Here is a 26,194-nt window from a genome sequence, read left to right as displayed (position 1 = left end):
AAGGGTTTTAAAGCTCAATAGGCGATTTTGAATACCGGTAAATCAGAAATTGTTGGTTTGAATATGATGGCACCGCCGGGTAATTTGTGCATGAATTTTAAAATGGGGTTACTATAATCACCAATTATCCAGGTAATAACTTATAGCGATGGAATTAAATAAATATAGCAAGACGATCACACAAGACCCTACTCAACCGGCCGCTCAGGCCCAGTTGTACGGCATTGGTTTAACAGAGGAAGATCTGAAAAAAGCACAGGTCGGCATCGTCAGCATGGGTTACGATGGTAATACCTGCAACATGCATCTGAATGATCTGGCACAGGAAGTCAAAAAAGGCGTCTGGGCTAATGATCTCGTCGGACTCATTTTTCACACTATCGGCGTCAGCGATGGTATGAGCAATGGTACGCCCGGCATGCGCTACTCTCTCGTTAGCCGTGATCTGATTGCTGATTCCATTGAAACTGTGGCCGGCGCGCAATACTATGATGCGCTGATTACCGTTCCTGGCTGCGATAAGAACATGCCCGGCTCCCTGATGGCAATGGGCCGCCTCAACCGCCCCTCCATCATGGTGTATGGTGGTACTATCGCTCCGGGCAAATACAAAGGCCAGGATCTCAATATCATCTCTGCTTTCGAAGCTTTGGGTCAGAAAATGGCCGGTAAGCTGGATGAAGGCGACTTCAAAGGCATCGTGCAAAACTCCTGCCCCGGCGCTGGCGCCTGCGGCGGTATGTATACGGCCAATACCATGTCGTCTGCCATCGAAGCACTCGGTATGAGCCTGCCCTACAGCTCATCCAACCCCGCACTGAGTAAGGAGAAAAAAGAGGAATGTATTACCGCTGGTCAGTATATCCGCCTCCTGCTCGAAAAAGATATTAAACCCCGCGATATCATGACGAAAGATGCGTTCGAAAACGCATTGACCATCATCATGGCGCTGGGTGGCAGTACCAATGCTGTACTGCATTTCATAGCCATCGCTAAATCAGTGGGCATCGACCTGAAACAGGATGATTTCCAGCGTGTCAGCGACAAAGTACCGCTGATAGCCGATCTGAAGCCGAGCGGCAAATATCTCATGGAAGATCTGCACAACATCGGTGGCGTTCCGCTGGTGATGAAATATCTCCTGAAAAAAGGATTCCTCCACGGTCATTGCTTAACCGTTACCGGTAAAACACTGGCCGAAAACCTGGAGAATGTACCGGAACTCGATTTCTCCACACAGGATATCATCGTGCCGCTGGAAAAACCGCTGAAATCTACCGCGCATATACAGATCCTCTACGGTAACCTCGCTACAGAAGGCTCCGTTGCCAAGATCACTGGTAAGGAAGGCGAACGATTCAAAGGCCCTGCACGTGTATTCGATGGCGAAACAGAACTGATCGCCGGTATCACTTCCGGTAAAGTGAAACAGGGCGACGTGGTGGTGATCCGTCACGTAGGCCCGAAAGGTGCACCCGGTATGCCGGAAATGCTGAAACCAACCAGCGCTATCATGGGTGTGGGTCTTGGTAAAAGCGTGGCACTGATCACTGACGGCCGCTTCTCCGGTGGTACCCACGGCTTTGTGGTCGGACATATCACGCCCGAAGCCTTTGAAGGCGGAAATATTGCCCTCGTAAAAGACGACGATATCATAGAAATAGACGCAACAAAAAATTTCATCAATGTGGAACTGAGTGAAGAAGAACTGGCAGCACGCAGAGCACAGTGGAAACAGCCCGCATTGAACGTTACCAATGGAATCTTATTTAAGTACGCAAAACTTGTTAAAAATGCAGCAGAAGGATGTGTTACTGATGAAGCCTGAGATCGCAGACAAGCAATTAAATGTTAAACCGGTTATTACAGGCTCTGAAGCCGTGATCCGCTCCCTCATTGAAGAAGGAGTAGACACCATCTTCGGTTATCCGGGTGGGGCCATCATGCCTATTTACGATGCCCTCTATGATTTTCAGGATCAGGTACATCATATTCTCGTCCGGCATGAACAAGGCGCTACTCACGCTGCCCAGGGATATGCACGCAGCTCCGGCAGGGTAGGCGTAGCTTTTGCTACTTCCGGACCCGGAGCTACCAACCTCGTAACAGGTCTGGCAGATGCTTACATGGACAGCACGCCCATGGTTTGCATCACCGGTCAGGTGGCTGCAGGCCTCCTCGGTACCGACGCCTTCCAGGAAACAGACGTGATCGGTATCACCATGCCCATCACCAAATGGAATATACAGGTAACCCGCCAGGAAGATATCCCCGGCGCTATCGCCAAAGCTTTTTATATCGCACGCAGCGGCCGCCCCGGACCAGTATTGGTAGATATTACCAAGAATGCCCAGGCAGGTACATTTGAATATGAATACAAGAAATGTGAATTCATACGCAGCTATCGCCCTGTACCGGAATTGAATAACGACGCAGTAGCCGCAGCGGCTGCACTGATCAACAACGCCAAAAAACCATTCATCTTCTGTGGGCACGGCGTATTGTTGGCCGGCGCTGAAAAAGAACTGATTGCACTGGCCGAAAAAGCACAGATTCCTATCGGCTCTACACTCCTCGGCCTTTCTGCTGTTCCCGTGGATCACCCAATGTACATAGGTCTCCTGGGAATGCATGGTAACTATGCACCCAATGTGCTCTCCAGTGACGCCGATGTGGTAATAGCCGTAGGTATGCGCTTCGATGACCGTGTAACCGGCGACGTAGGATCTTTTATTTCCAATGCAAAAGTTATTCACATCGAAATTGATGCAGCGGAAATCAATAAAATCATCAAAGCTGATGTTGCCATCCATGCCGACGCAAAAGCTGCACTGGAAGCATTGATCCCGCAGGTAAATGCGGCGGATCACAGCACATGGAGAGAAGAATTCCACGCCGCTGACAAAAAAGAATACGATAAAGTACAACATAAAGAACTGTATCCGGAGAGCGGAGAACTGAAGATGGCCGAAGTGATACGTCGCATCTCCGAAAAAACAAAAGGAGAAGCGGTACTCGTAACCGATGTTGGCCAGCACCAGATGGTAGCTTCCCGCTATTATCGCTTCAAAAATCCGAATACCAATATCACTTCCGGTGGTATGGGTACAATGGGTTTCTCACTGCCAGCCGCTATGGGCGCTAAAACAGGCACTCCGGAAAAAGAAGTGGTAGCCATCATCGGTGATGGTTGCTTCCAGATGACTTTACAGGAACTGGGCACTATCTATCAGTCGCAGATCGGCGTGAAAATAGTGATCCTCAACAATAATTTCCTGGGAATGGTACGTCAATGGCAACAGCTGTTTTTCGATAAACGCTATTCTTCTACCGAAATGGTCAACCCCGACTTTGTACAGATCGCTAAAGGATTTTTCATCCCCGGCAAAAAAGTAACCGCCAGGGAAGATATCTCCGCAGCAATCGACGAAATGCTGGCGCACAAGGGAGCTTATCTGCTGGAAGTTGTAGTGGAGAAGGAAGATAACGTATTCCCAATGGTGCCTACAGGTACTCCGGTTTCCAATTGCAGACTGGAGTAGCAGAAGAAGGAACCACATTGATCATTTTGTAATTCACAACAGGTATATGCAAAAAGAATATACAGTAACGGTATATACGGAAGACCGTATAGGGATCACCAACCGTATCACCATTATATTTACCCGGAGGGGCATCAACATCACCAGTCTGACAACGGCGGAGACGGAGATCCCCGGCGTGTATAAATTCATCATAACGGTGATGTCTACACGTGAAAAACTGGAAAAGATAGTCGGACAGATCGAACGGCTGATCGAAATCCACCGTGCTTTTGTACATGATGAGGAAGATGTTGTATACCAGGAACTGGCTTTATATAAAATCTCTACCAGGTCTTTACATACCGGCGATATAGAGCGACTGATCCGCGAAAACAACGCGCGTATCCTCACCATCACCGCCGATTATTTTGTGATAGAGAAAACAGGCCACCAGCAGGAGCTGACAGATTTTATCAAGAAACTGGAACCATACGGACTGATCGAATATTCGAAGAGTGGAAGAGTAGCCATCGTGAAATGGAGCCGTCGTTTCCATGATCATCTGAAAGAACTGGACCAGCAGGAAGCAGAGATCCTGAAACAAAAAGCAAGCGCATAAATGAAACGCTGCCCTGAAAAGCAGTAACATAAAGATTTAATCATTATTCATTCAAATCACACCTCAGCTAAAAGCTCCAAAGCGATTAGCTAACAGCTAAAAAAAATCAATACATGGCAACCATCAATTTTGGAGGGGTACTCGAAGAAGTAGTAACCAGAGAAGAATTCCCTATGGAAAAAGCAAGGGAAGTGCTGAAGAACGAAGTGATTGCAGTGATCGGTTATGGGGTACAAGGCCCCGGCCAGGCACTGAACCTGAAAGACAATGGCTTTAATGTTATTGTTGGTCAACGTAAAAATTCCAAAACCTGGGATAAAGCAGTAGCTGATGGCTGGGTTCCTGGTGAAACGTTGTTCGAAATCGAAGAAGCAGCACAGAAAGGTACTATTATCCAGTTCCTGCTGTCTGATGCTGGCCAGATCACCCTGTGGCCTACTTTAAAGCAATTCCTGACTCCTGGTAAAGCACTGTACTTCTCCCATGGATTTGGTATTACTTACAAAGAGCAAACAGGTATCATTCCTCCGGCCGATGTTGACGTGATCCTCGTGGCTCCAAAAGGTTCCGGTACTTCTCTGCGCCGCCTGTTCCTGGCTGGTCAGGGCCTGAACTCCAGCTACGCTATCTTCCAGGATGCTACCGGCCGCGCTAAAGAACGCGTTGTAGCACTGGGTATCGGCGTAGGCTCCGGTTACCTGTTCGAAACAGATTTCAGAAAAGAAGTATTCTCTGACCTCACCGGCGAACGCGGTTCTCTGATGGGTTGTATCCAGGGTATCTTCGCTGCTCAATACGAAACACTGCGCAGAAATGGTCACTCTCCTTCTGAAGCGTTCAACGAAACAGTAGAAGAACTGACCCAGTCACTCATGCCACTCGTAGCTGAAAACGGTATGGACTGGATGTATGCTAACTGCTCTACTACTGCTCAGCGCGGTGCGCTCGACTGGTGGAAGAAATTCAAAGACGCTACCCAGCCGGTATTCGACGAACTGTACGCCAGCGTTGCTGCTGGTAAAGAAGCTGCTCGTTCTATCGCATCTAACAGTACAGCCGACTATCGTGAGAAACTGAACGAAGAACTGAAAGAACTGCGCGAAAGCGAAATGTGGCAGGCAGGTGCAGCTGTACGTAAGCTGCGTCCCAACGCTTAATCATTAAAATAATAGTGACGGATGGCAAATCATTTTCGAATTCCTCAAATTATTGGCGCCGGTATTTAGTAGTACCAGGAAGTATTTCCTTTTCTCTGCTAAATACCAGGGTCAGTAATTTCGGGAATCCGGAAATGATTTGCCATTCGTCTTTTAAATACGTTTTATGTCTGAAGTGAAGAGTAGCGTCAATTCTCTTAATATCCTCGATGCGGCCGTGAAACTGAAGCCAGTGATCACCCGCACGCCCCTGATGTATAATGCCAACCTTTCCCGGCGTTATAACTGTGATGTATATCTGAAAAGAGAGGATATGCAGATCGTGCGCTCCTACAAGTTGCGTGGCGCTTACAACCTGATCAGCAGCCTGCCGGCGGAGTTATTGTCGAAGGGTGTTACCTGCGCCAGCGCCGGTAACCACGCACAGGGCTTTGCCTACGCCTGCAAGGCCATGAATATAAAAGGTGTGGTGTTCATGCCCGTGATCACACCTAAACAAAAAGTTAACCAGGTGAATATGTTCGGTGGTGATAATATCGAGATCCGCCTCATCGGCGATACCTTCGATGATTGCTCCGCTGAGGCACAGCGCTTCACCAAAGCCAATGGCATGACCTTTATCCCGCCTTTCGATAATCCCAAGATCATAGAAGGACAAGGTACCGTAGCAGTGGAAATTTTGGAAGACCAGACCGGCATCGATTATCTCTTTGTACCGGTAGGAGGTGGAGGCCTGGCAGCTGGCCTCGGTACTTACTTTAAAACATATAGTCCGGGTACACGCATCATCGGCGTGGAGCCCGAAGGCGCTCCTTCCATGCTCCGGGCCCTCGAAAACGGCGGCCCCGTTACGCTCAACGAAATCGAACGTTTCGTAGACGGCGCAGCCGTGAAAAGAGTAGGCACCCTCAATTATGAAATCTGCAAAGAAGTACTGCACCAAATGCAGCTGGTACCGGAAGGCAAAGTATGCTCCACCATATTACGCCTGTACAACGAAGACGCTATCGTAGCAGAACCTGCCGGCGCCCTCTCCATCGCAGCCCTCGATAGTTTCGCAGAAGAAATCAAAGGGAAAAAAGTAGTGTGTGTGCTCAGCGGCAGCAACAACGATATCGATCGTATGCAGGAAATCAAGGAACGTTCCCTCCTTTACGAAGGCCTGAAACATTATTTCATCGTGCGTTTCGCCCAACGCCCCGGCGCCCTGAAGGAATTTGTAAACCACATCCTCGGCCCCGATGATGATATCACCCGCTTCGAATATATTCAGAAACACAACAAAGAAATTGGGCCCGCCCTCGTTGGCGTAGAACTGAAGAACAGAGAAGATTACAACAAACTGATCGCTAATTTCAGGAAATCCAACTTCCAATATACGGAGCTGAATAAAGACGACAGCCTGTTCGGGTATCTGGTATAGGAATTAAAAATAGAGAATTAGGGCGAAGACCATAGCAAATAATATCAATTGCTAAGGTCTTCGCCCTAATTCTTAATTCTATATTCTCCATTCTTAATTCCTAAAAACTCTTCTTCACATCTATCACAAACCTATACTTCACATTTCCCTTCATCATCCGCTCATAAGCGGTATTAATATCCTTCACATTAATCACTTCTACATCACTGGTGATGTTATGCTCCGCACAGTAATCCAGCATTTCCTGCGTTTCGCGGATGCCACCTATCAGAGATCCGGCAATACTTCTACGCCCCATGATCAGGTTGAAGGCTGGAACAGCAGAGGGCTCCGGAGGCACACCAAGACAAATCATCACACCATTCAGGGTGAGTAAGCTCAGGTAGGTATTGTAATCATGTGGAGCCGAAATTGTATTCAGGATAAAGTCGAATTTGTTCTGCAACCCCTTCAGCTGCGCTTTATCATTGGTCAGCGCAAAATGATGTGCACCCAGCTTTTTCGCATCTGCTTCCTTGGAAGGAGAGGTACTCAGCATGGTCACTTCCGCGCCCATAGAGGCTGCCAGCTTTACGGCCATATGACCCAGCCCGCCAAGTCCGACTACGCCCACTTTGTGGTCTTTGCCCACATTCCAGTGACGCAGCGGGGAATAGGTGGTAATACCGGCACATAATAATGGTGCTACACCTTCCAGCGGCAATTTATCGGATACTTTCAGCGTATATTTTTCATCCACTACAATAGCAGTAGAATAGCCTCCGTAGGTAAGCGTTTTACGATCCATTTCGTAACCGTTGTAGGTGCTGGCTCCTCCGGTTACACAATATTGCTCTTCTCCGGATTTGCAGGGATCGCACTCCCGGCACGAATCTACGAAACAGCCGATGCCAGCCAGGTCTCCCACCTTGAACCGGGTTACATGCGCACCGGTTTTAACAATGCGGCCAACAATTTCGTGGCCCGGTACCATCGGGTAAATAGAATTTCCCCACTCATTCCTAACCTGGTGTATATCGGAGTGGCAAACTCCACAATAGAGGATTTCAATTTGTACGTCGTGCGGACCAGGTTCCCGGCGCTCAAAATTCCACGGACCCAGCGGCGATTGGGCGTCTTGAACTGCATAAGCTTTGGTAGCAATCATAGTTTGACAGTTTTAGGCACCGAATCTACGTAATTTGATGTATTCATCGCGTAATGAGCAGGTTAACTCCTTGTTTTAGGTTTTTTTGATAACTTTTGGGCCGGTTGTTATCTTCCTGATCCGTTTAACAAACATATAAACCAGGCAAACATGCTTAGCTACTGGGAAAAACAAAGCCTCTTACAATACGATTATATCATCATAGGAAGTGGGATCGTTGGCCTCTCCGCCGCCATCAGCCTGAAAGACAAGGTGCCGGCAGCCCGCGTTCTCGTGCTCGAACGTGAAATACTACCTACTGGCGCCAGCACTAAAAATGCCGGCTTTGCCTGCATCGGCAGCCTCACCGAAATCCTGGCCGATCTGCAAACCATGCCGCACGAAACCGTTCTGCACCTCGTAAGCCTTCGCCTTGCCGGGTTACAGCTACTGCGCCGCCGCCTGGGCGATCGCATCATGGGCTACGAAGAAAATGGAAGCTTCGAATTGATCAGCGCCGCGGAAGAATGGGCATTGCCCCGGCTGGAGGAAGTAAATCACCTCCTCAGCCCTTTGTTCAACGGCCAGCCCGCCTTTTCCAGAGCCGATGGAAAGCTCCCCGGTTTCGGTTTCGCAACGCAACAAATAAAGTCGCTCATCAGGAACAATTTTGAAGGCGAACTACATACCGGCAAAATGATGCGCGCCCTCATCGACACCGCTATCTCCGCAGGCGTGGAAATCAAAACCGGCTGCCCTGTTAAGGATCTGCACGATTTTCACACAGGCGTTGGCGTTACTGTGACCAATCACACCCTGCAGGAAGAGATGGAATTCCGCGCCCGCAAAGTCCTGGTCTGCACCAATGCCTTTACCCGTGCACTGATCCCGGAGGAAACAATCAATCCGGGCAGAGGACAGGTACTGATTACCGAACCCATAAGCCATCTGCCCTTTAAGGGCATCTTCCATATGAATGAAGGCTATTATTATTTCCGCGAATTGGAGGGCAGGATATTGCTGGGCGGCGGCCGGCAGCTCGACTTTGAAGGGGAAACCACTACCAGCTTCGGTTTTAGCAGCCATATACAACAGGAACTGGAACACCTGCTGCATACCGTGATACTCCCGGGCCGCGAGGTAACCATAGCTGACCGGTGGACGGGTATCATGGCCTTCGGCCCCGATAAACAACCCCTGGTTAAAATGCACTCGCCTAACGTCGTACTGGGCGTGCGTATGGGCGGCATGGGCGTAGCCATCGGATCAATGATCGGCGACCAGATTGCAGACATGGCATTAACGTGAAAAACAATTTACCGCTCGCTTTTCCGTTTTTTTTTATATTTATTTTTATTTCCACGTAATGCACTCCGTTAGCTGTTCAGGTTTCATAAAATGCCAACATCTCCCGGCTGCTTACTGTAGAGGTCCGGCGACCCGCGGAAAGACTTTTTACATAAAATAAATTTTAGTAAGCGTATTTTTTACATTTATTATGTATATTGATCCGCCAAATTTTTTATAACCACGTTTGAACGTTATGCAAACAAAATCCTTACACACCTTCGACTACCTGGTGTTCCTGGTATATTTTTTAATAGTGGCCGGGTATGGTTACTATATCTACCGGAAAAAGAAGAAAACAACTACCGATTCGAAAGACTTTTTCCTGGCAGAAGGCTCCCTTACCTGGTGGGCGATAGGCGCTTCGCTGATCGCTTCCAATATCTCCGCTGAACAGTTTATCGGGATGTCGGGGAACGGGTTTAATATAGGTCTGGCCATTTCCACCTACGAATGGATGGCCGCCGCCACACTCATAGTGGTGGCTGTGTTCTTCCTGCCCATCTACCTGAAGAACAAGATCTATACGATGCCACAGTTCCTGGAGCGAAGGTATAACCAAACGGTAAGTACCATCATGGCCGTGTTCTGGCTGCTGCTGTATGTAGTAGTGAATCTGACTTCCATCCTTTACCTGGGCGCCCTCGCGGTGTCTACCATCTCCGGTATTAACTTCTACGCCTGTATGGTGGCCCTGGCATTCTTTGCCATCCTCATCACATTGGGAGGTATGAAGGTAATTGGTTATACAGATGTGATACAGGTATTTTTCCTCATCCTCGGCGGTCTGGCTACTACTTACCTCGCATTGCAGCTGGTGTCCGCTCATTTTGGTGAAACAGGCGTTCTGAAAGGATTCTCGCTGATGACGCAGCATGCCAGTGAGCATTTCCATATGATTCTTCATAAAGACAATCCCAAGTATCTCGACCTGCCAGGGCTTAGTGTACTGATAGGCGGTATGTGGATCGTTAACCTGAACTACTGGGGCTGTAACCAGTATATCACACAGCGCGCCCTGGGCGCTGATCTGAAAACTGCGCGCAGCGGCCTGCTGTTTGCCGGTTTCCTGAAGCTGCTCATGCCGGTAATTGTGGTGTTGCCCGGTATTGCTGCATACGTGCTGTATTCCCAGAATCATGGCGATTTCGTGCAGTCGATGACGAAAGGTGGTTCCCTGAATGCGGATAACGCGTATCCGGTATTGCTCAACCTTCTGCCGATAGGACTGAAAGGCCTGGCTTTCGCAGCACTTACAGCTGCGGTGGTGGCTTCTCTGGCAGGTAAAGCCAATAGTATCTCCACTATTTTTTCACTGGATATTTATAAGAAGATATATAACAAAGATGCCGACGAGAAAAAGATCGTTGGAGTAGGTCGTATGGTGGTAATCGTAACCATGGTGATCGCTATTGTGATCTCCAACTTCCTCGGCATCGACAAAAAAGGCGGCTTCCAGTTCATACAGGAGTATACTGGTTTCGTATCGCCTGGTGTGTTTGCCATGTTTGCTCTGGGCTTCTTCTGGAAAAGAACTACTTCCAAAGCAGCCATGTTTGCGATGATTGGCGGTCTGGCGCTTTCCTTCCTGCTGAAGTTCATGCCGGGTTGGGTAAACCTGGAGCCCCTGCATGCGGTGGGCCTCTCTGCGCTGAACCCCGATAGCGGCCTGTGGGAAATGGCCTTCATCGACCGTATGGGCTTCGTATTCCTGGTTTGCGTAATCGGCATGATCATCATCACCCTGTCCGATAAAAGCAGTGCCAACAATCCGAAAGGCCTGGCCGTCGATGCCAGTATGTTCAAACCCAATCTGGGCTTTACTGTTGGCGCATTGCTGATCGTGGGTATCCTGATTGCCCTCTATACCGTATTCTGGTAATAAAAAACATTTTATATTTTCACGCCGGATATTCTGGGGCAGCAATGCCACCGAATATCCGGTCTTGTTTAATCAGATTAGTAATATTCACACGTTATGTATTTTATTGGCTACGATATTGGATCCTCATCCGTCAAAGCAGCCCTGCTGAACGCAGACACCGGTGTTTGCGCTGCTACAGCGATCTCCCCCGAAAAAGAGATGGCTATTGAAACACCTCGTCCTGATTGGGCCGAACAGCAACCGGAAAACTGGTGGCAGGAAGTGATCAACGCCACCCGCATATTACTGCAGAAATTTCCGGTTAGTCCGGAACAGGTGAATGGCATTGGCATTGCCTACCAGATGCATGGACTGGTTTGTGTAGATAAACAGCAACAGGTATTGCGCCCTGCTATTATCTGGTGCGACAGCCGCGCTGTAGGCATCGGCAACACCGCTTTCAAATCCCTGGGCGAAGAATACAGCCTCTCGCATCTTCTGAATTCGCCTGGTAACTTCACCGCCTCAAAGCTGCGCTGGGTGCAGGAGAATGAACCGCATATCTACGAACAGATTCACAAAGTGATGCTCCCCGGCGATTTCATCGCCATGAAGCTGACCGGCGAAGCATGTACCACTATTTCCGGGCTTTCTGAAGGAACCTTCTGGGATTTTCAGGCAGCGGCAATATCCCGGGAACTACTGAATTACTATAAAATAGATGAAAACCTGCTGTCGGCAGTGGTGCCCACTTTCGGCCAGCAGGGCCAGCTCACTTCCGCCGCTGCAGCGGCGTTGAAACTGCGCCCGGGCATTCCGGTTACCTACCGTGCCGGCGATCAGCCCAACAACGCCTTTTCACTGAATGTACTGCAGCCGGGAGAAGCAGCCACTACTGCGGGGACCTCCGGCGTGGTGTATGCCGTGCACGATAAAAACAGCTTCGACAAACAAAGCCGCGTCAATACATTCGTACACGTGAATAACGATCAGGCACATACGAGAAATGGCGTGCTGATGTGCCTGAACGGCACCGGTATTGCCAACAGCTGGCTGAAGAACTTTGCTGGCGACGTCAGCTACCCTGAAATGAACAGCCTGGCGCAACAGGCAGCTATCGGTGCAGATAACCTGCAGGTGTTTCCATTCGGGAACGGCGCTGAGCGTGTACTGGGCAATAAACAAACAGGCGCCACGCTTTCCGGCCTCGATTTCAACCGGCATAACCGCACTCACGTGATGCGTGCAGTGCAGGAAGGGATCGTATTCGGGCTCAATTACGGCCTCGATATCATGGCAGGAATGGATCTGAATATTCACCGGGTAAGAGCCGGACATGCCAATATGTTCCTCAGCCCGCTCTTCAGAGAAGCTTTTGCCAACACCGCCAATGTAGTGATAGAATTATACAATACCGATGGGGCCCAGGGCGCCGCCAGGGGTGCTGCCGCCGGCGCCGGCTACCTCAGCGGGGCCGATGTTTTCCGCGGTATGGAATGCCTGTCGGTAATAGAACCGGATCCCGCGCTGCAACCGCAATACCGGGAAGCGTATCAGCATTGGCTCAGCAAATTGCGTACATTGATGCAATAATATATTTCATTCGCATTTTAGAAAACCACACCAGTTATGAGTATTACATTAGGAAACATGGAGTATTTTAAAGGGATTGGCAAAATACAGTTTGAAGGCCCCCAATCGGATAACCCGCTTGCGTATAAATGGTACGATGAAAACCGCATCATCGCAGGTAAACCGATGAAAGACCTTTTCCGTTTTGCCGTATCCTACTGGCATACCTTCTGTGGCACCGGCGGAGATCCTTTCGGTCCTGGTACCAGGAAGTTCCCCTGGCTGACAGCCCCCGATGCCGTTCAGAGTGCTAAAGACAAGATGGACGCTGCGTTTGAGTTCATTACCAAAATGGGCCTTCCATACTACTGCTTCCATGATGTGGACCTGGTAGATGAAGGCGCCAACGTAGCTGAATACGAAAGCCGCATGCAGCAGATCGTAGCCTATGCAAAACAGAAGCAGCAGGCGAGTGGAGTAAAGCTGCTGTGGGGCACTGCAAATGTGTTCAGCAATCCGCGTTATATGAACGGAGCTGCTACCAACCCCGACTTTGCGGTACTGGCTTATGCCGGCGCTCAGGTGAAAAATTCACTGGATGCCACCATTGCGCTGGGTGGCGAAAACTATGTATTCTGGGGCGGCCGCGAAGGCTACATGACATTGCTGAATACCAATATGAAGCGCGAACAGGAACACTTGGCCCGCTTCCTCACTATGGCCCGCGATTATGCACGTGGTAAAGGCTTTAAAGGCACGTTCTTTATCGAGCCCAAGCCCTGCGAACCTACCAAACACCAGTACGATTACGATGCCGCTACCGTAATAGGTTTCCTTCGTCACTACGGACTGGACAAAGATTTTAAACTGAACCTGGAAGTCAACCACGCTACCCTCGCCGGGCACACCTTCCAGCATGAGCTGCAGGTGGCTGCCGACGCAGGTATGCTGGGCAGCATCGACGCTAACCGCGGAGATGCCCAAAACGGATGGGATACCGACCAGTTCCCCACCAATCTCAACGATCTGATAGAAAGTATGCTCATCATACTCGAAGTGGGCGGCTTCGCCGGAGGTGGCGTTAACTTCGATGCCAAAACACGCCGTAACTCCACTGATCTGGAAGATATCTTCCATGCTCACATCGGTGGTATCGACACCTTCGCCAGAGCAGCTATCGTGGCTGAAAAAGTGCTGACATCTTCTCCCTATAAAAAATTCCGCCACGATCGCTACGTGTCTTTCGACAGTGGCAAGGGACAGGAATTCGAAGCCGGCAAACTAACGTTGGAAGACCTCCGTAATTTCGCCGCCGCAAACGGAGAACCCGCCCTCATCAGCGGCAAACAGGAGTGGCTGGAGAATCTGATCAATGCCAACATTTAATATTTCAGGGATCTTGTTAGCAGAATTATCTGTTAACAAGATCCCAAAATGTTTTATATTTTCTCCCAAATTATTGAACAATGAAATTTGGTATCCATTCTTTTAAAGAAGCAGGATTTGATATCGTAGCACTACAGGACCTGGAAACCGGTACACAGGTGGAGATCATACCTGCATTTGGTGCGTTACTCCATGCTTTTAAGGTGAAACAAAACGGGGAAACCCTCAATCTGATCGACAGTTATAAAGATCTGTCTGATCTGGAATCCAATCTGCGCAGCAGCTTCAAAAGTGTGAAGCTGAGCCCGTACGCCTGCCGTATGAAAGATGGAAAATACACCTGGGAAGGAAAATCCTATAGTATCCAGAAAACACTGGCGCCCGGAAATGCGATTCACGGCCTCCTGTACGATGTGCCATTTACGGTAACTGCGCAACAGGCCAACGATCAGGAAGCATCTGTTACCCTTTCCCATCTTTTTAAACAAACAGATGATGCAGGGTATCCATTCGCTTATGAGTGTGTGGCCACTTTCTCGCTGTTGCCGGGCAATGAGCTGAAGATCAGCACCACATTGGTAAACCAGAGCAACAGCACCATTCCTGTAATGGACGGATGGCACCCTTACTTCAGCACCGGTACACCCGTGGATGAGCTGGAGCTGAAATTTGCCTCCAAAGAAATAGTTGAGTTCGATGAAAAATTACTGCCAACCGGTAAAGTGTTGCCTTATACAAACTTCGTAACTGGTAAGAACCTGGCGGGAGTGGAGCTGGATAACTCTTTTGTATTGGATCAGCAACAACAACAACCGCAGGCTTCCATCTTTGATCCGAAGAAAAATATCCGGATTGCATTCTACCCGGAAAACAGCTATCCGATTCTTCAGATCTATATTCCGCCTCATCGCACCAGCATCGCTGTGGAAAACCTCAGCGGGGCTCCCGATGCCTTCAACAATGGCCTGGGACTGGTAAAACTGGCTGCCGGAGAAAGTAAAACATTCAGTACCCGCTATAAAATTACTTTGTAGCCGTATCGGGTTATTAAACAGCAATCCTTTCGCACCATGCGGAAGGATTTTTGCGTTAATACGGTAGCATTTCCTTTAATTTGTACCTTACTTGCAGTATAAACAATGTTTATACTAATCTGTTTGAAAAAACAAGGAAAGGAATCAGCAGTTTAAACTACCATTCATTATATGAAGGCTCTTATACGTTTTATAGCACTGGGCTGTATTTTCAGTATGGCATTTGGTTCCCTGGCACAGGCACAGGTAATAGTTACCGGTATGATCTCCGATAGTAACAACCTGGTGCTTCCCTATGCCACCATCAATAATACCACTAACGGGAAAAAATCGCTGTCGGATCAGGGCGGTTTCTACAGGATATCCGCCTCCCGGGGAGATCATATCATATTTTCTTTCGTAGGATATAGATCAGATACTATCACCGTTACCCAGACTACCGGTACCCAAACTACTAACATAATACTGGAAGCGGCCGGCAAGTTCCTGAAAGGAGTGGAGATCACTTCTCAGTATTCGCCCTACCAGATCGATTCTATCGAACGCCGCAATCAATACGGTTATCTGCTTGATTTGCCGAATAAGCCGCTCGCCGGAGGCAATACTCCTCAGGGCGCTGGCATCGTATTCAGTCCCATCACCCGTTTTTCAAAAAAAGAGCGTCAGAAACGCCAGTTCAAGGAAAATTATGTAAAGATGGAGCAGGAGAAGTTCATTGATTCCCGTTTTACGCCGCTGCTGGTAAGCAGAGTAACCGGCCTCAAAGGCGATGCACTCCAACTCTTTATGCGCGATAATTACCCGGATTACAATACCATGCGTTCCCTCGCCAACAACGATCTGATCTACTGGATCACCGACAAATACAAGGCGTGGAAGCAAAACGGCCACTAGCACATATTATATTAAAAAGAAAAGGATGGAACATTAGTTCCATCCTTTTCTTTTTACAAACTTTTTTACTTATATCAACTATCTGCAAACACTCATCAGTTATACACTTTCACCATATACACAAACTCTTCCAGTTTCTTGATCTGGTCAACCCGATTCAGACCATCGAGATGGCTTTTATGGGCTGGTTCTTTTTTGATCTGTTTATCTTTCGGCATTTCATCCAGCAGATGTCTGAGGTGGGCAGATTTCACCGCAAAGGCAATACCATCTGAAGTAGTCTGCTTGCCGGTTACTATACCCACAATATCCCCTTTACTATCTAGCAGCGGGGCACCGCTGTTGCCCGGATTTACAGGTATAGATACCTGGTAGGCGGTAGTATCACCATTGAAGCCGGTTTTGGCACTGATATATCCTTTGCCGTAAACGATTTCATCGCGGGGATATCCCATTGTGAAAACTTCTTCACCCAGCTTCACACTCTGTGGTTTAAGTGCGTAGGGAAGCGGCTGGCCTTTAAAGGTAGAATCAGCCACCTTTAATACCGCCAGGTCGCTGGAAATATCTTCAAATATGCTGACAGCTTTGAAGGCTTCTCCTTTATTATTTTGTACATAGACAGAATCCGCACCGGCTACTACATGATAGTTGGTCACAATATAACCGTTGCCGGATACTGCGAAGCCTGTTCCTCCATAAGTGCCCGGATTGGTCGGAGCTTTCTTCTTGCTGTTGATATCATTGATGAGCGCATTCTGGGAACGCTGAATGTTGTTCAGCACCCGTCTTACGTCTTCATACTGTGCAGTGGATTTATTCCTCGCTACATTTTGTATGATCGCAATAGTTGACAGGGAAGTCACTAAAGCGATGCAGGCCGCAGCTGCCAGGTTGGTGATGGTACGGCGACGGATAGTAAGCCTTTTCGCGGCCATATTTTCTTCCACTGCCTGTTTACGCAGCACCGGCATATCCAGTTGCTGGTGAATATGATCCAGCTTTGCCTGAAGTGCCTTCCGGTTTCCAAAGTTATCCAGGTGTTGGAGAAAAGCCTGATGCTCTTCTACTTGCTTGTTTATCAATGGATTATTACGGCGTAAATCATCGAAAGCAGTTTTCTCCTGTTCGTTCATTTCTCCTTCCAGGTAACGCTCAATATCACGTATTAACATCATATCTTCTTTCATGGCTGGCTCTCTGCTTAAAGTGGTGATTTGTACTGATCAAAAAATAACTTCTTCAAACGCATCAGACACTTGTACTTCTGGTTCTTGGCATTCTCTGCATTGGTGTAGCCAAACTTTTCAGCTATTTCCTGCATGGATTTCTTATGCAGGTAATAATCTTCCAGTATTGTCTGGCAGGGTTGACCAATGTTCTTCATCGCTCCTTCCATCACCCTGAACTCCTGGTCCCGCGCCTCATGCTCGGCTAACTCCTCAGATGCAGGAACAACTTCTTCCAGTTCAGGTGTTAAGGCATATAGTCCGTAGGTACGCTGTACTTTTTTCAGCCATAAATGGCGGCAAACAGAATAAAGAAAAGTTTTCAGCCGGCTGCTTAAAGTAAAATCATCTTTCTGTACCTTTTCATATAAGACTATAATAGCCTCCTGGAAAATGTCTTTGGCGTCATCTTCAGACCCGTTGTGCTGCAGGATCATCCTCAATACCACCGGAAAATTCTCTGAATAGATGATTTCCAATGATTTATCGTCTCCCTTTGCCAGTCCCAGCAGTAATTCCCTATCTCTTGTTATGTCTTGATTTTGCTTCACTCTTAATACGGTTATAAGGCATTTGGTAACCCAAAGTACCGAAAAAAAAATTTTTTAAAAGTTTGGGTTACCTTTTTGGTGACCCCGGTATAAAGGTTAAATCATTCAAAAAACAACTTAAACTAATTGTATCATGAAGAACGTAATCAAAATTGGTTTCTTAGCACTGTCTTTCGGTATTTTCGCTGTAGCTTGCGGCGGTGGCGCTAAAACTGAAAACGCTGGTGATTCTACTGCAACTGCTGCTGGCGCTGCTATCGATTCAGCTGCTAAAGCTGCTACTAGCGCTGCTACTACTGCAGTTGACTCTGTTGCTGCTGCTGCTAAAGGCGCTGTTGATTCAGCTGCTAAGAAAATCGACTCAGTTGCTGCTCACAAATAATTTTAAGAGCTTTTATAAAATAGCCGTTCCGGTAACCCGGAACGGTTTTTTTTTGCCCCGTCCGGTATAATTACGCCTGTTTTTTGAAATTATTTTAAGAAACTATAGTTGTTGTTGAAAAAAAAATATTTTTTCGGCAACCCACTTGGATATTTAAAATCGTGCCGTATTTTTGTTCTATCGTCAAAAACAATAACTAAGTACATGATTAAGCAAACCACCTTTGGCTTTTTTAGCTTTTATTATTTCTGGTACCAGGAATAGGGAGGTCGTTTGTAAAAAATAAAAGAGACTACAAAAAGGCCTTCCGAAACCGGAAGGCCTTTTTAATATCAATATCTTAACTAAGTATATGTTACAACCAGTGTCAAATAATTATTTCTTTTATTACTTCTCTTACTTCTTTTATGCGAAGAAGCAGGGGACTCGTTTGCAATAATATACTTACAAATAAAAGTACTACGCAAAGGGTCCCGCAGACGGGGCCCTTTCTGTTTTTAACAGCTAGTTGCTACAGCAACTATAAATAAATAAAATCAATCAGATACACATGAAAATCGCCATTCAGGGGTTTGAAGGATCTTTCCACCAGGTAGCCGCACAGGGATATTTCGGTAAACAAACCGAAGTAGAATGCTGCGCATCCTTCGCAGAGCTGGTTAAAAAGGTGAAACAACAACCCGATGTGGACGCAGGTATTATGGCCATAGAGAACTCCATCGCCGGCAGCATCTTACCTAACTACACCCTTATCAAAAATTCCGGCCTGCATATCACCGGAGAGCTCTACCTCCAGATCAATCAACACCTGATGGTATTACCAGGGCAAACACTCGAAGATATCCGCGAAGTACATTCCCATCCGATGGCACTGCTCCAATGCATGGATTTCCTCGAGAAATACCCGCATATCAAGCTGGTAGAAACGGAAGATACCGCCCTCAGCGCTAAACATGTGAGACAAAAAAAGCTGAAAAGTACAGCTGCTATCGCCGGTAAGCTCGCTGCTGAAATATTTGAGCTCGATATCATCGCTCCTAATATCCATACCGTAAAAAATAATTATACCCGCTTCCTGGCTGTTTCGCGCACGCCCGTGGCTGCTCCCGAAGATGCTAACAAAGCTTCGGTTTATTTTCAAACCAGCCATGACAGAGGTTGCCTGGCTAAAGTGCTGACTAAAATCGCCGATGCCGGTATAAATCTCTCTAAACTACAGTCTTTTCCCATCCCAGCGAAAGAATGGAATTATTACTTCCACGCTGATATGGAATTTGACAACACCGCGCACTTTGAAAAAGCGCTCGCGAAAATTGAACCGCTGACAGAACACCTGAAAGTGCTGGGTATTTATAAAAAAGGAAAAACACATTAATCAGTTTTATGCAGATACAGGTCGCTAAAAGATTGCAAGGCACGGAAGAATACTATTTCTCCAAAAAGCTCCGGGAAATCGATGAAATGAACCAAACCGGTACCAGGGTGATTAATCTGGGCATCGGTAGCCCCGACTTGCCTCCGCATCCGGATGTAGTGGACGCACTGAAGGAAAATGCTTCCCTGCCTAATACCCACGCTTACCAGGGATATAAGGGTATCCCGGCACTGCGCAAAGCAATGGCCGATTGGTACCAGCGCTACTACCAGGTAACCCTTAACCCGGATACCGAGGTGCTGCCGCTGATTGGCTCCAAGGAAGGGATTATGCACATCTGCATGACCTACCTGCAGGAGGGGGATGAAGCGTTAATCCCGAATCCGGGATATCCCACCTATCGCTCCGCTGTAAACCTGAGCGGCGCCACTGTTGTGGATTACGACCTGAAGGAAGAAAACAGCTGGCTGCCAGACCTGGAGGCTCTCAGCAAGAAAGATCTCAGCAAAGTAAAGCTGATGTGGGTAAACTACCCGCATATGCCTACCGGCGCTAAGTTGAACAGGGAGTTTGTTGTGAAGCTGATCGCTTTCGCCAAAGCACATAATATACTGATCTGCCACGATAACCCGTATAGCTTCATCCTGAATGAACAACCGGAAAGCCTGTTGCAGTTCGAAGGAGCAAAAGACGTGGTGCTGGAGCTGAACTCACTCAGTAAGTCGTCTAACATGGCTGGCTGGCGTATCGGGATGCTGGTGGGTAAAGCCAGCTGGATCGGCGAAGTGCTGCGTTTCAAAAGCAACATGGACTCAGGCATGTTCCAGCCTATGCAAATGGCCGCAGTAAAAGCACTGGGCCTGGGCAAAGAATGGTACAACGATCTGAATAAAATTTACCGTGCCCGCAGGGAAAAAGTATTTCAGTTACTGGACCTGCTGCACTGCACATATGATAAAAACCAGGTGGGCATGTTCGTTTGGGCGAAGATCCCCGCCACCGCTGAAAATGGTTATACGCTCACAGATGAAATCCTGCAGAAGGCCCGGGTATTCATTACTCCCGGCGGTATCTTCGGCAGTAACGGTAACGGCTATATCAGGGTAAGCCTTTGCCAGGATGAAAAAGTTTTCCAGGAAGCGATAGATCGTATCAAAACCAACGTAAAATGATTGTTACAATATTAGGAACAGGATTAATAGGCGGTTCGCTGGCTATTACGCTGAAAGAAAAAGGCGTAGCATCGCGGATCATAGGGGTCGACCAGAATCAGGAACACCTGCAACGTGCCCTGGAACTAAATATCATTGATGAAGCAGCTTCTCTCGATGATGCCATGCTTCGCGCTGATCTGGTCATCCTGGCCATCCCTGTTGATGCTTTGCTGAAAGCACTGCCCGGAATCATGGATAAAGTCCGCCCCGGTCAGGTGATTATGGATGTAGGCTCCACCAAAGAAAAAATACTGCAACTCGTTGCCGGTCATCCCAACAGAGGTCGCTTTGTGGCTGCCCATCCGATGGCCGGCACCGAGTATTCCGGTCCCGATGCCGCTGTACGCAACCTCTTCGCCAATAAAACCATGGTGCTTTGTGATGTGAAAAACAGCGATGATGACGCCCTGGAAGTAGTAGAAAACATGGTAGACCAGCTGCAGATGCGCACCGTATATATGAACGGTGAGGAACATGACCTGCATACCGCCTATGTTTCTCATATCTCTCACATCACGTCTTTTGCACTGGCACTAACGGTGCTCAAGAAAGAAAAAGAATCCGGCCGCATCTTCGAACTGGCCAGTGGTGGTTTTGAATCCACCGTACGACTGGCAAAGAGCTCTCCGGATATGTGGGTGCCCATCTTCAAGCATAACCGCAACAATGTACTGGATGTGCTCGACGAACATATCAGTCAGTTACAGCAGATGAAATCACTGCTGGAAACGGAAGACTACGACACATTTTACAAACTGATTCAAAAGTCAAATAAGATCAAAAAAATACTGAAATAATTAATTCTGATAATCTCCTTAACTTTCAATACTATGGTACAGACAATGGAACAAATATTATCCAAAACCAAATTCTCCGATCCGTCTTCCGACAAAAAGCCGTTGATCATTTCCGGTCCCTGCAGCGCAGAAACTGAAGAGCAGGTACTGGCCACCGCACTCGCCCTGCAGAAAACCGGTAAAGTAGATGTATTACGCGCCGGTATCTGGAAACCACGTACCCGCCCCGGTTCCTTCGAAGGTATCGGTACTAAGGGGCTGGCATGGCTGCAGAAAGCCCGCGAACTCACCGGCCTGCCTTTAGCAGTGGAAGTAGCTACTGCCAAACAAGTGGAAGATGCATTACATTTTGGTGTGGATATTCTTTGGGTAGGAGCCCGTACTACCGTGAATCCTTTCTCCGTACAGGAAGTAGCGGATGCACTCAGAGGGGTGGATACTACTGTATTGATCAAGAACCCTATCAATCCCGATCTGGAACTGTGGCTTGGTGCTGTTGAAAGGATCCAGAAAGCCGGTGTTAACAAACTCGGACTTATTCACCGCGGTTTCTCTAGCTATGGTAATACGCAATACCGCAATGCGCCTATGTGGCACCTCGCGATTGAACTGAAACGCCGTATGCCGGAACTGCCGATGATCTGCGATCCCAGCCATATCTCCGGTCGCCGCGATATTCTGCAGGAGGTTTCCCAGGAAGCGATCGACCTCGATTACGATGGTCTGATGGTAGAAACTCACGTAGATCCGGACAACGCATGGAGCGATGCCAAACAACAGATTACACCGGAGAAATTCGCTGAACTGCTCGATGGTATCCAGTGGAGAAGAGAACATACTGATAAGAAAGATTTCAACTCTGCACTCGAAAAACTCCGCGCTCAGATCAACCAGGTGGATGATGAGATCATGCTGCTGCTCGGCAATCGTATGAAAATTGCTGAGAAGATCGGTGTGTTCAAAAAAGAAAACAATATCACCATTCTGCAAACTAACCGCTGGAATGAGATCCTCGACCGCGCGATTGCAAAAGGTGAAAAACTGGGCCTGACCAAAGAATTCATCCTGAAATATTTTGACGCGGTACACCTGGAATCCATCAACCGCCAGAACAGAGTGATGAACGAACAGTAATCAGCTACAAATATTATAATCAATAATCATCAGCTTTTAGCCGTTAGTAACTGTATGCAGGTGCTAAAGGCTAAAAGCTAAAGGATAAACCCTTTCTTCATGTCCGTAAAACAAGTCCACAGGTTTCAACAAACGGAAACCACGTATTTTCTCGGTGAAAGTCTGCAGCAATTGGGTAACCATGTCGACCGCCACCGGGCTGTACTGGTGATAGATGAAAATGTGGAACGCTTTCATGGTCATCACCTGCACGAATGGAAAAAAATTGTGGTGCCAGCCGGAGAAGAGGTGAAGAATATGGCAACGGTGGAAAAGATCATCGACGGGCTCATTGGTTTTGAAGCAGATCGTAAAACTACCCTTGTAGGTATCGGGGGCGGTATGATGACCGACGTAGCCGGGTTCGCCGCCAGTATATACATGCGCGGTATTCCTTTTGGCTTTGTACCTACTACATTGCTGGCTCAGGTAGATGCTTCTATTGGTGGCAAAAATGGGATCAGTCATGGCAGGCAGAAAAACCTGCTGGGAATTATCCGTCAGCCGCAGTTCATTCTTTTCGATTATTCCCTGCCCCTGACAATGCCGGCAGAAGAATGGCATAACGGATTTGCAGAGATCATTAAATATGCCTGCATCATGGATGCGGAATTATTTGATTATCTGGAAGAACATAAGGAAAGGGCGTTGGCACGCGATGTAGCCGTGCTGGAATATCTGGTGGAGAAATCTGTTGCAGCCAAAACCCAAGTAGTACTGGAAGATGAGCTGGAAAACGGCCCCCGTCGCTGGCTCAACTTTGGCCATACGCTGGGGCATGCAGTGGAAAAACTGGAACATATTGCACATGGTAAAGCAGTGGCTATAGGAATGGTGGCAGCAACCCGCTTTTCCGAAAAACTGATGGACCTGCCGAACAGCAGCACCATCCGGCTGATTCGCCTGCTTACCGACTATCAGCTTCCCGTAGCTTTTACATCCGATAAAGATGCGGTGTTTGATATCTTCAAACTGGATAAAAAAAGAGAGAAGGATGTCATTCATTTTGTATTGCTGGAAGAGATAGGAAAGGCCACCACTATGCCTATTCCAATTGCAGAGCTGAAGCTGTTACTGCAGGAATTATAAATCTTTTTAATTAACTAAAGGCAGACGAAATATATATGCAAGTTACTGTATCACCAGCTACCATTAAAGGCTCTGTTACGGCCAATCCTTCCAAAAGCGCCATGCAACGCGCTGTGGCAGCGGCTTTGCTGGCTAAGGGAAAAACGATTATCCGTAATCCGGGCCTTAGCAACGACTGCCTGGCCGCTCTGGAAGTAGCTGAAAACCTCGGCGCAAAGATCAAAAGGGAACACGATTTCTTTGAGATTACCAGCAATGGTGTGCACCCTTTCTACGATGAGATCAACTGCGGTGAATCAGGCCTGGGCATTCGTATGTTCACGCCCATCGCAGCATTATCGTCACTGCCTATTACGATTGAAGGGCACGGCAGCTTAACTACCCGCCCGATGGATTTTTTTGAACAGGTACTGCCACAACTGGATGTAAAATGTACTACCAACGGCGGCAAGCTTCCCCTGCATATACAGGGACCGCTGCAGCCTAAAGATATTACCATCGACGGATCGCTGAGCTCCCAGTTTCTCACCGGGCTGCTCATGGCTTATGGGGCTGCTGCTGAAAATGTGACTATCACCGTAAAAGACCTGAAAAGCAAACCTTACATTGCGCTGACCCTTCAGCTGATGGCGCACTTCGGAGTACGGGTGGAAGAAAAGAATTTCGAAACATTTCACTTCGGACCGCAACAGGCTTACAAGTCATGCGATTACACGGTGGAAGGCGACTGGAGTGGCGCCGCATTTTTGCTGGTAGCAGCTGCAGTAGCTGGTAAAGCGGAAGTACAGCATCTGAATACTTCTTCTGCACAGTCGGATAAAGCCATCCTGGAAGCCCTGGAGAAAGCAGGTACCCAGATGATGTCGGGCGTGTTCACCGTGAATATCGTAAAAGGTGACCTGAAAGCTTTTGAATTTGATGCTACTGATTGCCCTGATCTGTTTCCTCCGCTGGTAGCGCTGGCTGCTAACTGTAACGGTACTACGAAAATAAAAGGAGTGAGCCGCCTGGCGCATAAGGAGAGCGACCGTGGGCTGACCCTGCAACAGGAATTCGGAAAAATGGGTATCAGCATCGATCTCGAAGGCGATCTGATGCTCGTGCATGGAGGTACCGGTATCAAAGGCGCACAGGTGCATTCTCATAACGATCACCGTATTGCGATGGCCTGCGCTGTTGCTGCATTAACGGCCGATGGCCCTGTAGTGATTGATAATGCAGAAGCTATCAATAAATCCTATCCGGAGTTTTATGACCACCTGGAATTGCTGGGCGCTCATGTAGCCGTTAACGTATAGCCGTTGACGTCTTACCGGCATCAGCTTTTTATCATTTTAAATCATCAGTGTGTGAACAGTTTTGGCAGATTATTCAGGGTAAATGTTTTTGGAGAATCGCATGGCGCCAGTGTTGGCGTGAATATAGACGGGGTACCGGCTGGTATTCCTTTGAAGCAGGAAGATTTCCTGGCCGATCTGGAGCGCCGCAAGGGCGGTGCCAGGGGCACCACTCCCCGCAAGGAAGAAGACCTTCCTTTTATCAAATCAGGTGTTTTCAATGATTACACCACCGGAGCTCCGTTGACGATTCTTTTCGAGAATAATAATACACGCAGTACCGATTATGAAAAGCTGCGTGAATTTCCCCGTCCGGGACATGCTGATTTCGTAGCTACCGAAAAATTCGGCGGCTTTGAAGATTATCGTGGCGGCGGGCATTTCAGCGGCAGGCTTACCCTGAACCTGGTAGCTGCCGGGGTGATCGCCAAAAAGATATTGGGAGAAAGCATCCAGGTGAATGCCGTCATTAAGGAAGTAGGCGGTAACCCCGATCCGGAAGCAGGACTGGAAGCAGCTATTGCTGCAAAAGATTCTGTGGGAGGTATCGTGGAATGCGTGGTAGACGGATTGCCTATTGGTTTGGGTGAACCTTTCTTCGATTCACTGGAATCATCGCTGGCACATGCCGTATTCGCGATCCCGGCGGTAAAAGGTATTGAATTTGGCGCCGGCTTTGCTGCCGCTAAAATGAAAGGCCTGGAACATAATGATCCCATTATCGATAAAACCGGGAAAACGGCTACCAATAACGCAGGTGGCGTAGTTGGCGGTATCACCAACGGCAACCCGCTGGTATTCCGTATTGCTGTGAAACCTACGTCCAGTACGCCTAAAGAACAACAAACACTCAATATCAAAACCGGAGAAGTGGAGACCTTCAGTGTGAAAGGTCGCCACGACCTCTGTATTGCGCTCCGCGTACCGGTAGTACTGGAAGCCGTAACAGCTATGGTACTGGCCGATTTTGTGCTGCTGGAACAACGCAGACCGCGGGTGTTTAAGCAGTAGTAAAGAATTAGGAATTACGAATTACGAAATAGAGCGAAGACCTTAGCGAATAATTATCAATTGCTAAGGTCTTCGCTCTATTTCGTAATT

The 26,194-nt window shown here is 48.0% G+C and carries 22 protein-coding genes; 19 read left to right on the top strand and 3 right to left on the bottom strand.

Annotation, left to right across the window (positions count from 1 at the left end; genetic code table 11):
• Window positions 1-148: 148 nt before the first annotated feature.
• The 5 genes from ilvD to ilvA all read left to right on the top strand — a co-directional run bounded on the left by ilvD (window position 149) and on the right by ilvA (window position 6,723).
• Complete coding sequence (gene ilvD, locus UNH61_RS23940; protein WP_326994544.1) at window positions 149-1,828, top strand: dihydroxy-acid dehydratase; 1,680 nt, start codon at window positions 149-151, stop codon at window positions 1,826-1,828.
• A complete protein-coding gene (gene ilvB, locus UNH61_RS23935) occupies window positions 1,794-3,542 on the top strand; it encodes a biosynthetic-type acetolactate synthase large subunit (RefSeq protein WP_326994543.1) in 1,749 nt (582 codons plus the stop codon). The genes ilvD and ilvB overlap by 35 nt, the downstream gene beginning before the upstream one ends.
• A 46-nt stretch (window positions 3,543-3,588) precedes the next feature.
• Complete coding sequence (gene ilvN / locus UNH61_RS23930) at window positions 3,589-4,143, top strand: acetolactate synthase small subunit (protein ID WP_326994542.1); 555 nt, start codon at window positions 3,589-3,591, stop codon at window positions 4,141-4,143.
• A 113-nt stretch (window positions 4,144-4,256) separates the two neighbouring features.
• Window positions 4,257-5,300 carry a ketol-acid reductoisomerase gene (gene ilvC, locus UNH61_RS23925; protein ID WP_326994541.1) on the top strand — a complete coding sequence of 348 codons (1,044 nt, stop codon included), beginning with the start codon at window positions 4,257-4,259 and terminating at the stop codon, window positions 5,298-5,300.
• Window positions 5,301-5,466: 166 nt separating this feature from the next.
• A complete protein-coding gene (ilvA, locus tag UNH61_RS23920) occupies window positions 5,467-6,723 on the top strand; it encodes a threonine ammonia-lyase IlvA (RefSeq protein ID WP_326994540.1) in 1,257 nt (418 codons plus the stop codon).
• A 100-nt stretch (window positions 6,724-6,823) separates the two neighbouring features.
• Here ilvA and UNH61_RS23915 read toward each other — a convergent pair whose 3' ends face one another.
• Window positions 6,824-7,870, bottom strand: coding sequence for an NAD(P)-dependent alcohol dehydrogenase (locus UNH61_RS23915; protein ID WP_326994539.1), 1,047 nt, complete (start codon window positions 7,868-7,870; stop codon window positions 6,824-6,826).
• A gap of 150 nt (window positions 7,871-8,020) precedes the next feature.
• Here UNH61_RS23915 and UNH61_RS23910 point away from each other — a divergent pair, with 150 nt between their 5' ends.
• The 6 genes from UNH61_RS23910 (at window position 8,021) to UNH61_RS23885 (ending at window position 15,946) form a co-directional block, all read left to right on the top strand.
• The gene (locus UNH61_RS23910) at window positions 8,021-9,157 is read left to right on the top strand and encodes an FAD-dependent oxidoreductase (RefSeq protein ID WP_326994538.1); all 1,137 of its coding nucleotides are present in this window, start codon (window positions 8,021-8,023) and stop codon (window positions 9,155-9,157) included.
• Window positions 9,158-9,392: 235 nt separating this feature from the next.
• Window positions 9,393-11,078, top strand: a complete 1,686-nt coding sequence (locus tag UNH61_RS23905; protein ID WP_326994537.1) for a sodium/sugar symporter — start codon at window positions 9,393-9,395, stop codon at window positions 11,076-11,078.
• A gap of 96 nt (window positions 11,079-11,174) precedes the next feature.
• Entirely contained in the window at window positions 11,175-12,653 is a 1,479-nt protein-coding gene (locus UNH61_RS23900) for an FGGY family carbohydrate kinase (RefSeq protein WP_326994536.1), read from the top strand.
• Window positions 12,654-12,689: 36 nt separating this feature from the next.
• Complete coding sequence (xylA, locus tag UNH61_RS23895) at window positions 12,690-14,018, top strand: xylose isomerase (protein ID WP_326994535.1); 1,329 nt, start codon at window positions 12,690-12,692, stop codon at window positions 14,016-14,018.
• 80 nt (window positions 14,019-14,098) lie between these two features.
• Entirely contained in the window at window positions 14,099-15,052 is a 954-nt protein-coding gene (locus UNH61_RS23890) for an aldose 1-epimerase (protein WP_326994534.1), read from the top strand.
• A gap of 171 nt (window positions 15,053-15,223) precedes the next feature.
• A complete protein-coding gene (locus UNH61_RS23885; RefSeq protein WP_326994533.1) occupies window positions 15,224-15,946 on the top strand; it encodes a carboxypeptidase-like regulatory domain-containing protein in 723 nt (240 codons plus the stop codon).
• 95 nt (window positions 15,947-16,041) lie between these two features.
• Here UNH61_RS23885 and UNH61_RS23880 read toward each other — a convergent pair whose 3' ends face one another.
• Together UNH61_RS23880 and UNH61_RS23875 are read right to left on the bottom strand one after the other, a co-directional pair.
• Window positions 16,042-17,136: a serine protease gene (locus UNH61_RS23880; protein ID WP_326994532.1), complete on the bottom strand. Its 1,095-nt coding sequence runs from the start codon at window positions 17,134-17,136 to the stop codon at window positions 16,042-16,044.
• A 14-nt stretch (window positions 17,137-17,150) separates the two neighbouring features.
• Window positions 17,151-17,726, bottom strand: a complete 576-nt coding sequence (locus tag UNH61_RS23875; RefSeq protein ID WP_326994531.1) for a sigma-70 family RNA polymerase sigma factor — start codon at window positions 17,724-17,726, stop codon at window positions 17,151-17,153.
• Between the two features lie 133 nt (window positions 17,727-17,859).
• Here UNH61_RS23875 and UNH61_RS23870 point away from each other — a divergent pair, with 133 nt between their 5' ends.
• The 8 genes from UNH61_RS23870 to UNH61_RS23835 all read left to right on the top strand — a co-directional run bounded on the left by UNH61_RS23870 (window position 17,860) and on the right by UNH61_RS23835 (window position 26,104).
• Window positions 17,860-18,108, top strand: a complete 249-nt coding sequence (locus tag UNH61_RS23870) for a hypothetical protein (protein ID WP_326994530.1) — start codon at window positions 17,860-17,862, stop codon at window positions 18,106-18,108.
• A gap of 550 nt (window positions 18,109-18,658) precedes the next feature.
• A complete protein-coding gene (locus tag UNH61_RS23865) occupies window positions 18,659-19,483 on the top strand; it encodes a prephenate dehydratase (protein ID WP_326994529.1) in 825 nt (274 codons plus the stop codon).
• An 8-nt stretch (window positions 19,484-19,491) separates the two neighbouring features.
• Window positions 19,492-20,655 (top strand): aminotransferase class I/II-fold pyridoxal phosphate-dependent enzyme, encoded by a 1,164-nt coding sequence (locus UNH61_RS23860; protein ID WP_326994528.1) that lies wholly within the window; start codon window positions 19,492-19,494, stop codon window positions 20,653-20,655.
• Complete coding sequence (locus tag UNH61_RS23855; RefSeq protein WP_326994527.1) at window positions 20,652-21,494, top strand: prephenate dehydrogenase; 843 nt, start codon at window positions 20,652-20,654, stop codon at window positions 21,492-21,494. The genes UNH61_RS23860 and UNH61_RS23855 overlap by 4 nt, the downstream gene beginning before the upstream one ends.
• A 33-nt stretch (window positions 21,495-21,527) precedes the next feature.
• Window positions 21,528-22,628: a chorismate mutase gene (locus UNH61_RS23850; protein WP_326994526.1), complete on the top strand. Its 1,101-nt coding sequence runs from the start codon at window positions 21,528-21,530 to the stop codon at window positions 22,626-22,628.
• 99 nt (window positions 22,629-22,727) lie between these two features.
• Window positions 22,728-23,756 (top strand): 3-dehydroquinate synthase, encoded by a 1,029-nt coding sequence (gene aroB, locus UNH61_RS23845; RefSeq protein WP_326994525.1) that lies wholly within the window; start codon window positions 22,728-22,730, stop codon window positions 23,754-23,756.
• Between the two features lie 35 nt (window positions 23,757-23,791).
• The gene (gene aroA / locus UNH61_RS23840; protein ID WP_326994524.1) at window positions 23,792-25,054 is read left to right on the top strand and encodes a 3-phosphoshikimate 1-carboxyvinyltransferase; all 1,263 of its coding nucleotides are present in this window, start codon (window positions 23,792-23,794) and stop codon (window positions 25,052-25,054) included.
• A 51-nt stretch (window positions 25,055-25,105) separates the two neighbouring features.
• A complete protein-coding gene (locus tag UNH61_RS23835; RefSeq protein ID WP_326994523.1) occupies window positions 25,106-26,104 on the top strand; it encodes a chorismate synthase in 999 nt (332 codons plus the stop codon).
• Window positions 26,105-26,194: the final 90 nt, after the last annotated feature.

Origin of the sequence: Chitinophaga sp. 180180018-3 (genome assembly GCF_037893185.1) — a bacterium.
Classification (GTDB): domain Bacteria; phylum Bacteroidota; class Bacteroidia; order Chitinophagales; family Chitinophagaceae; genus Chitinophaga.
This window is presented reverse-complemented; position numbering and strand designations above follow the sequence as displayed.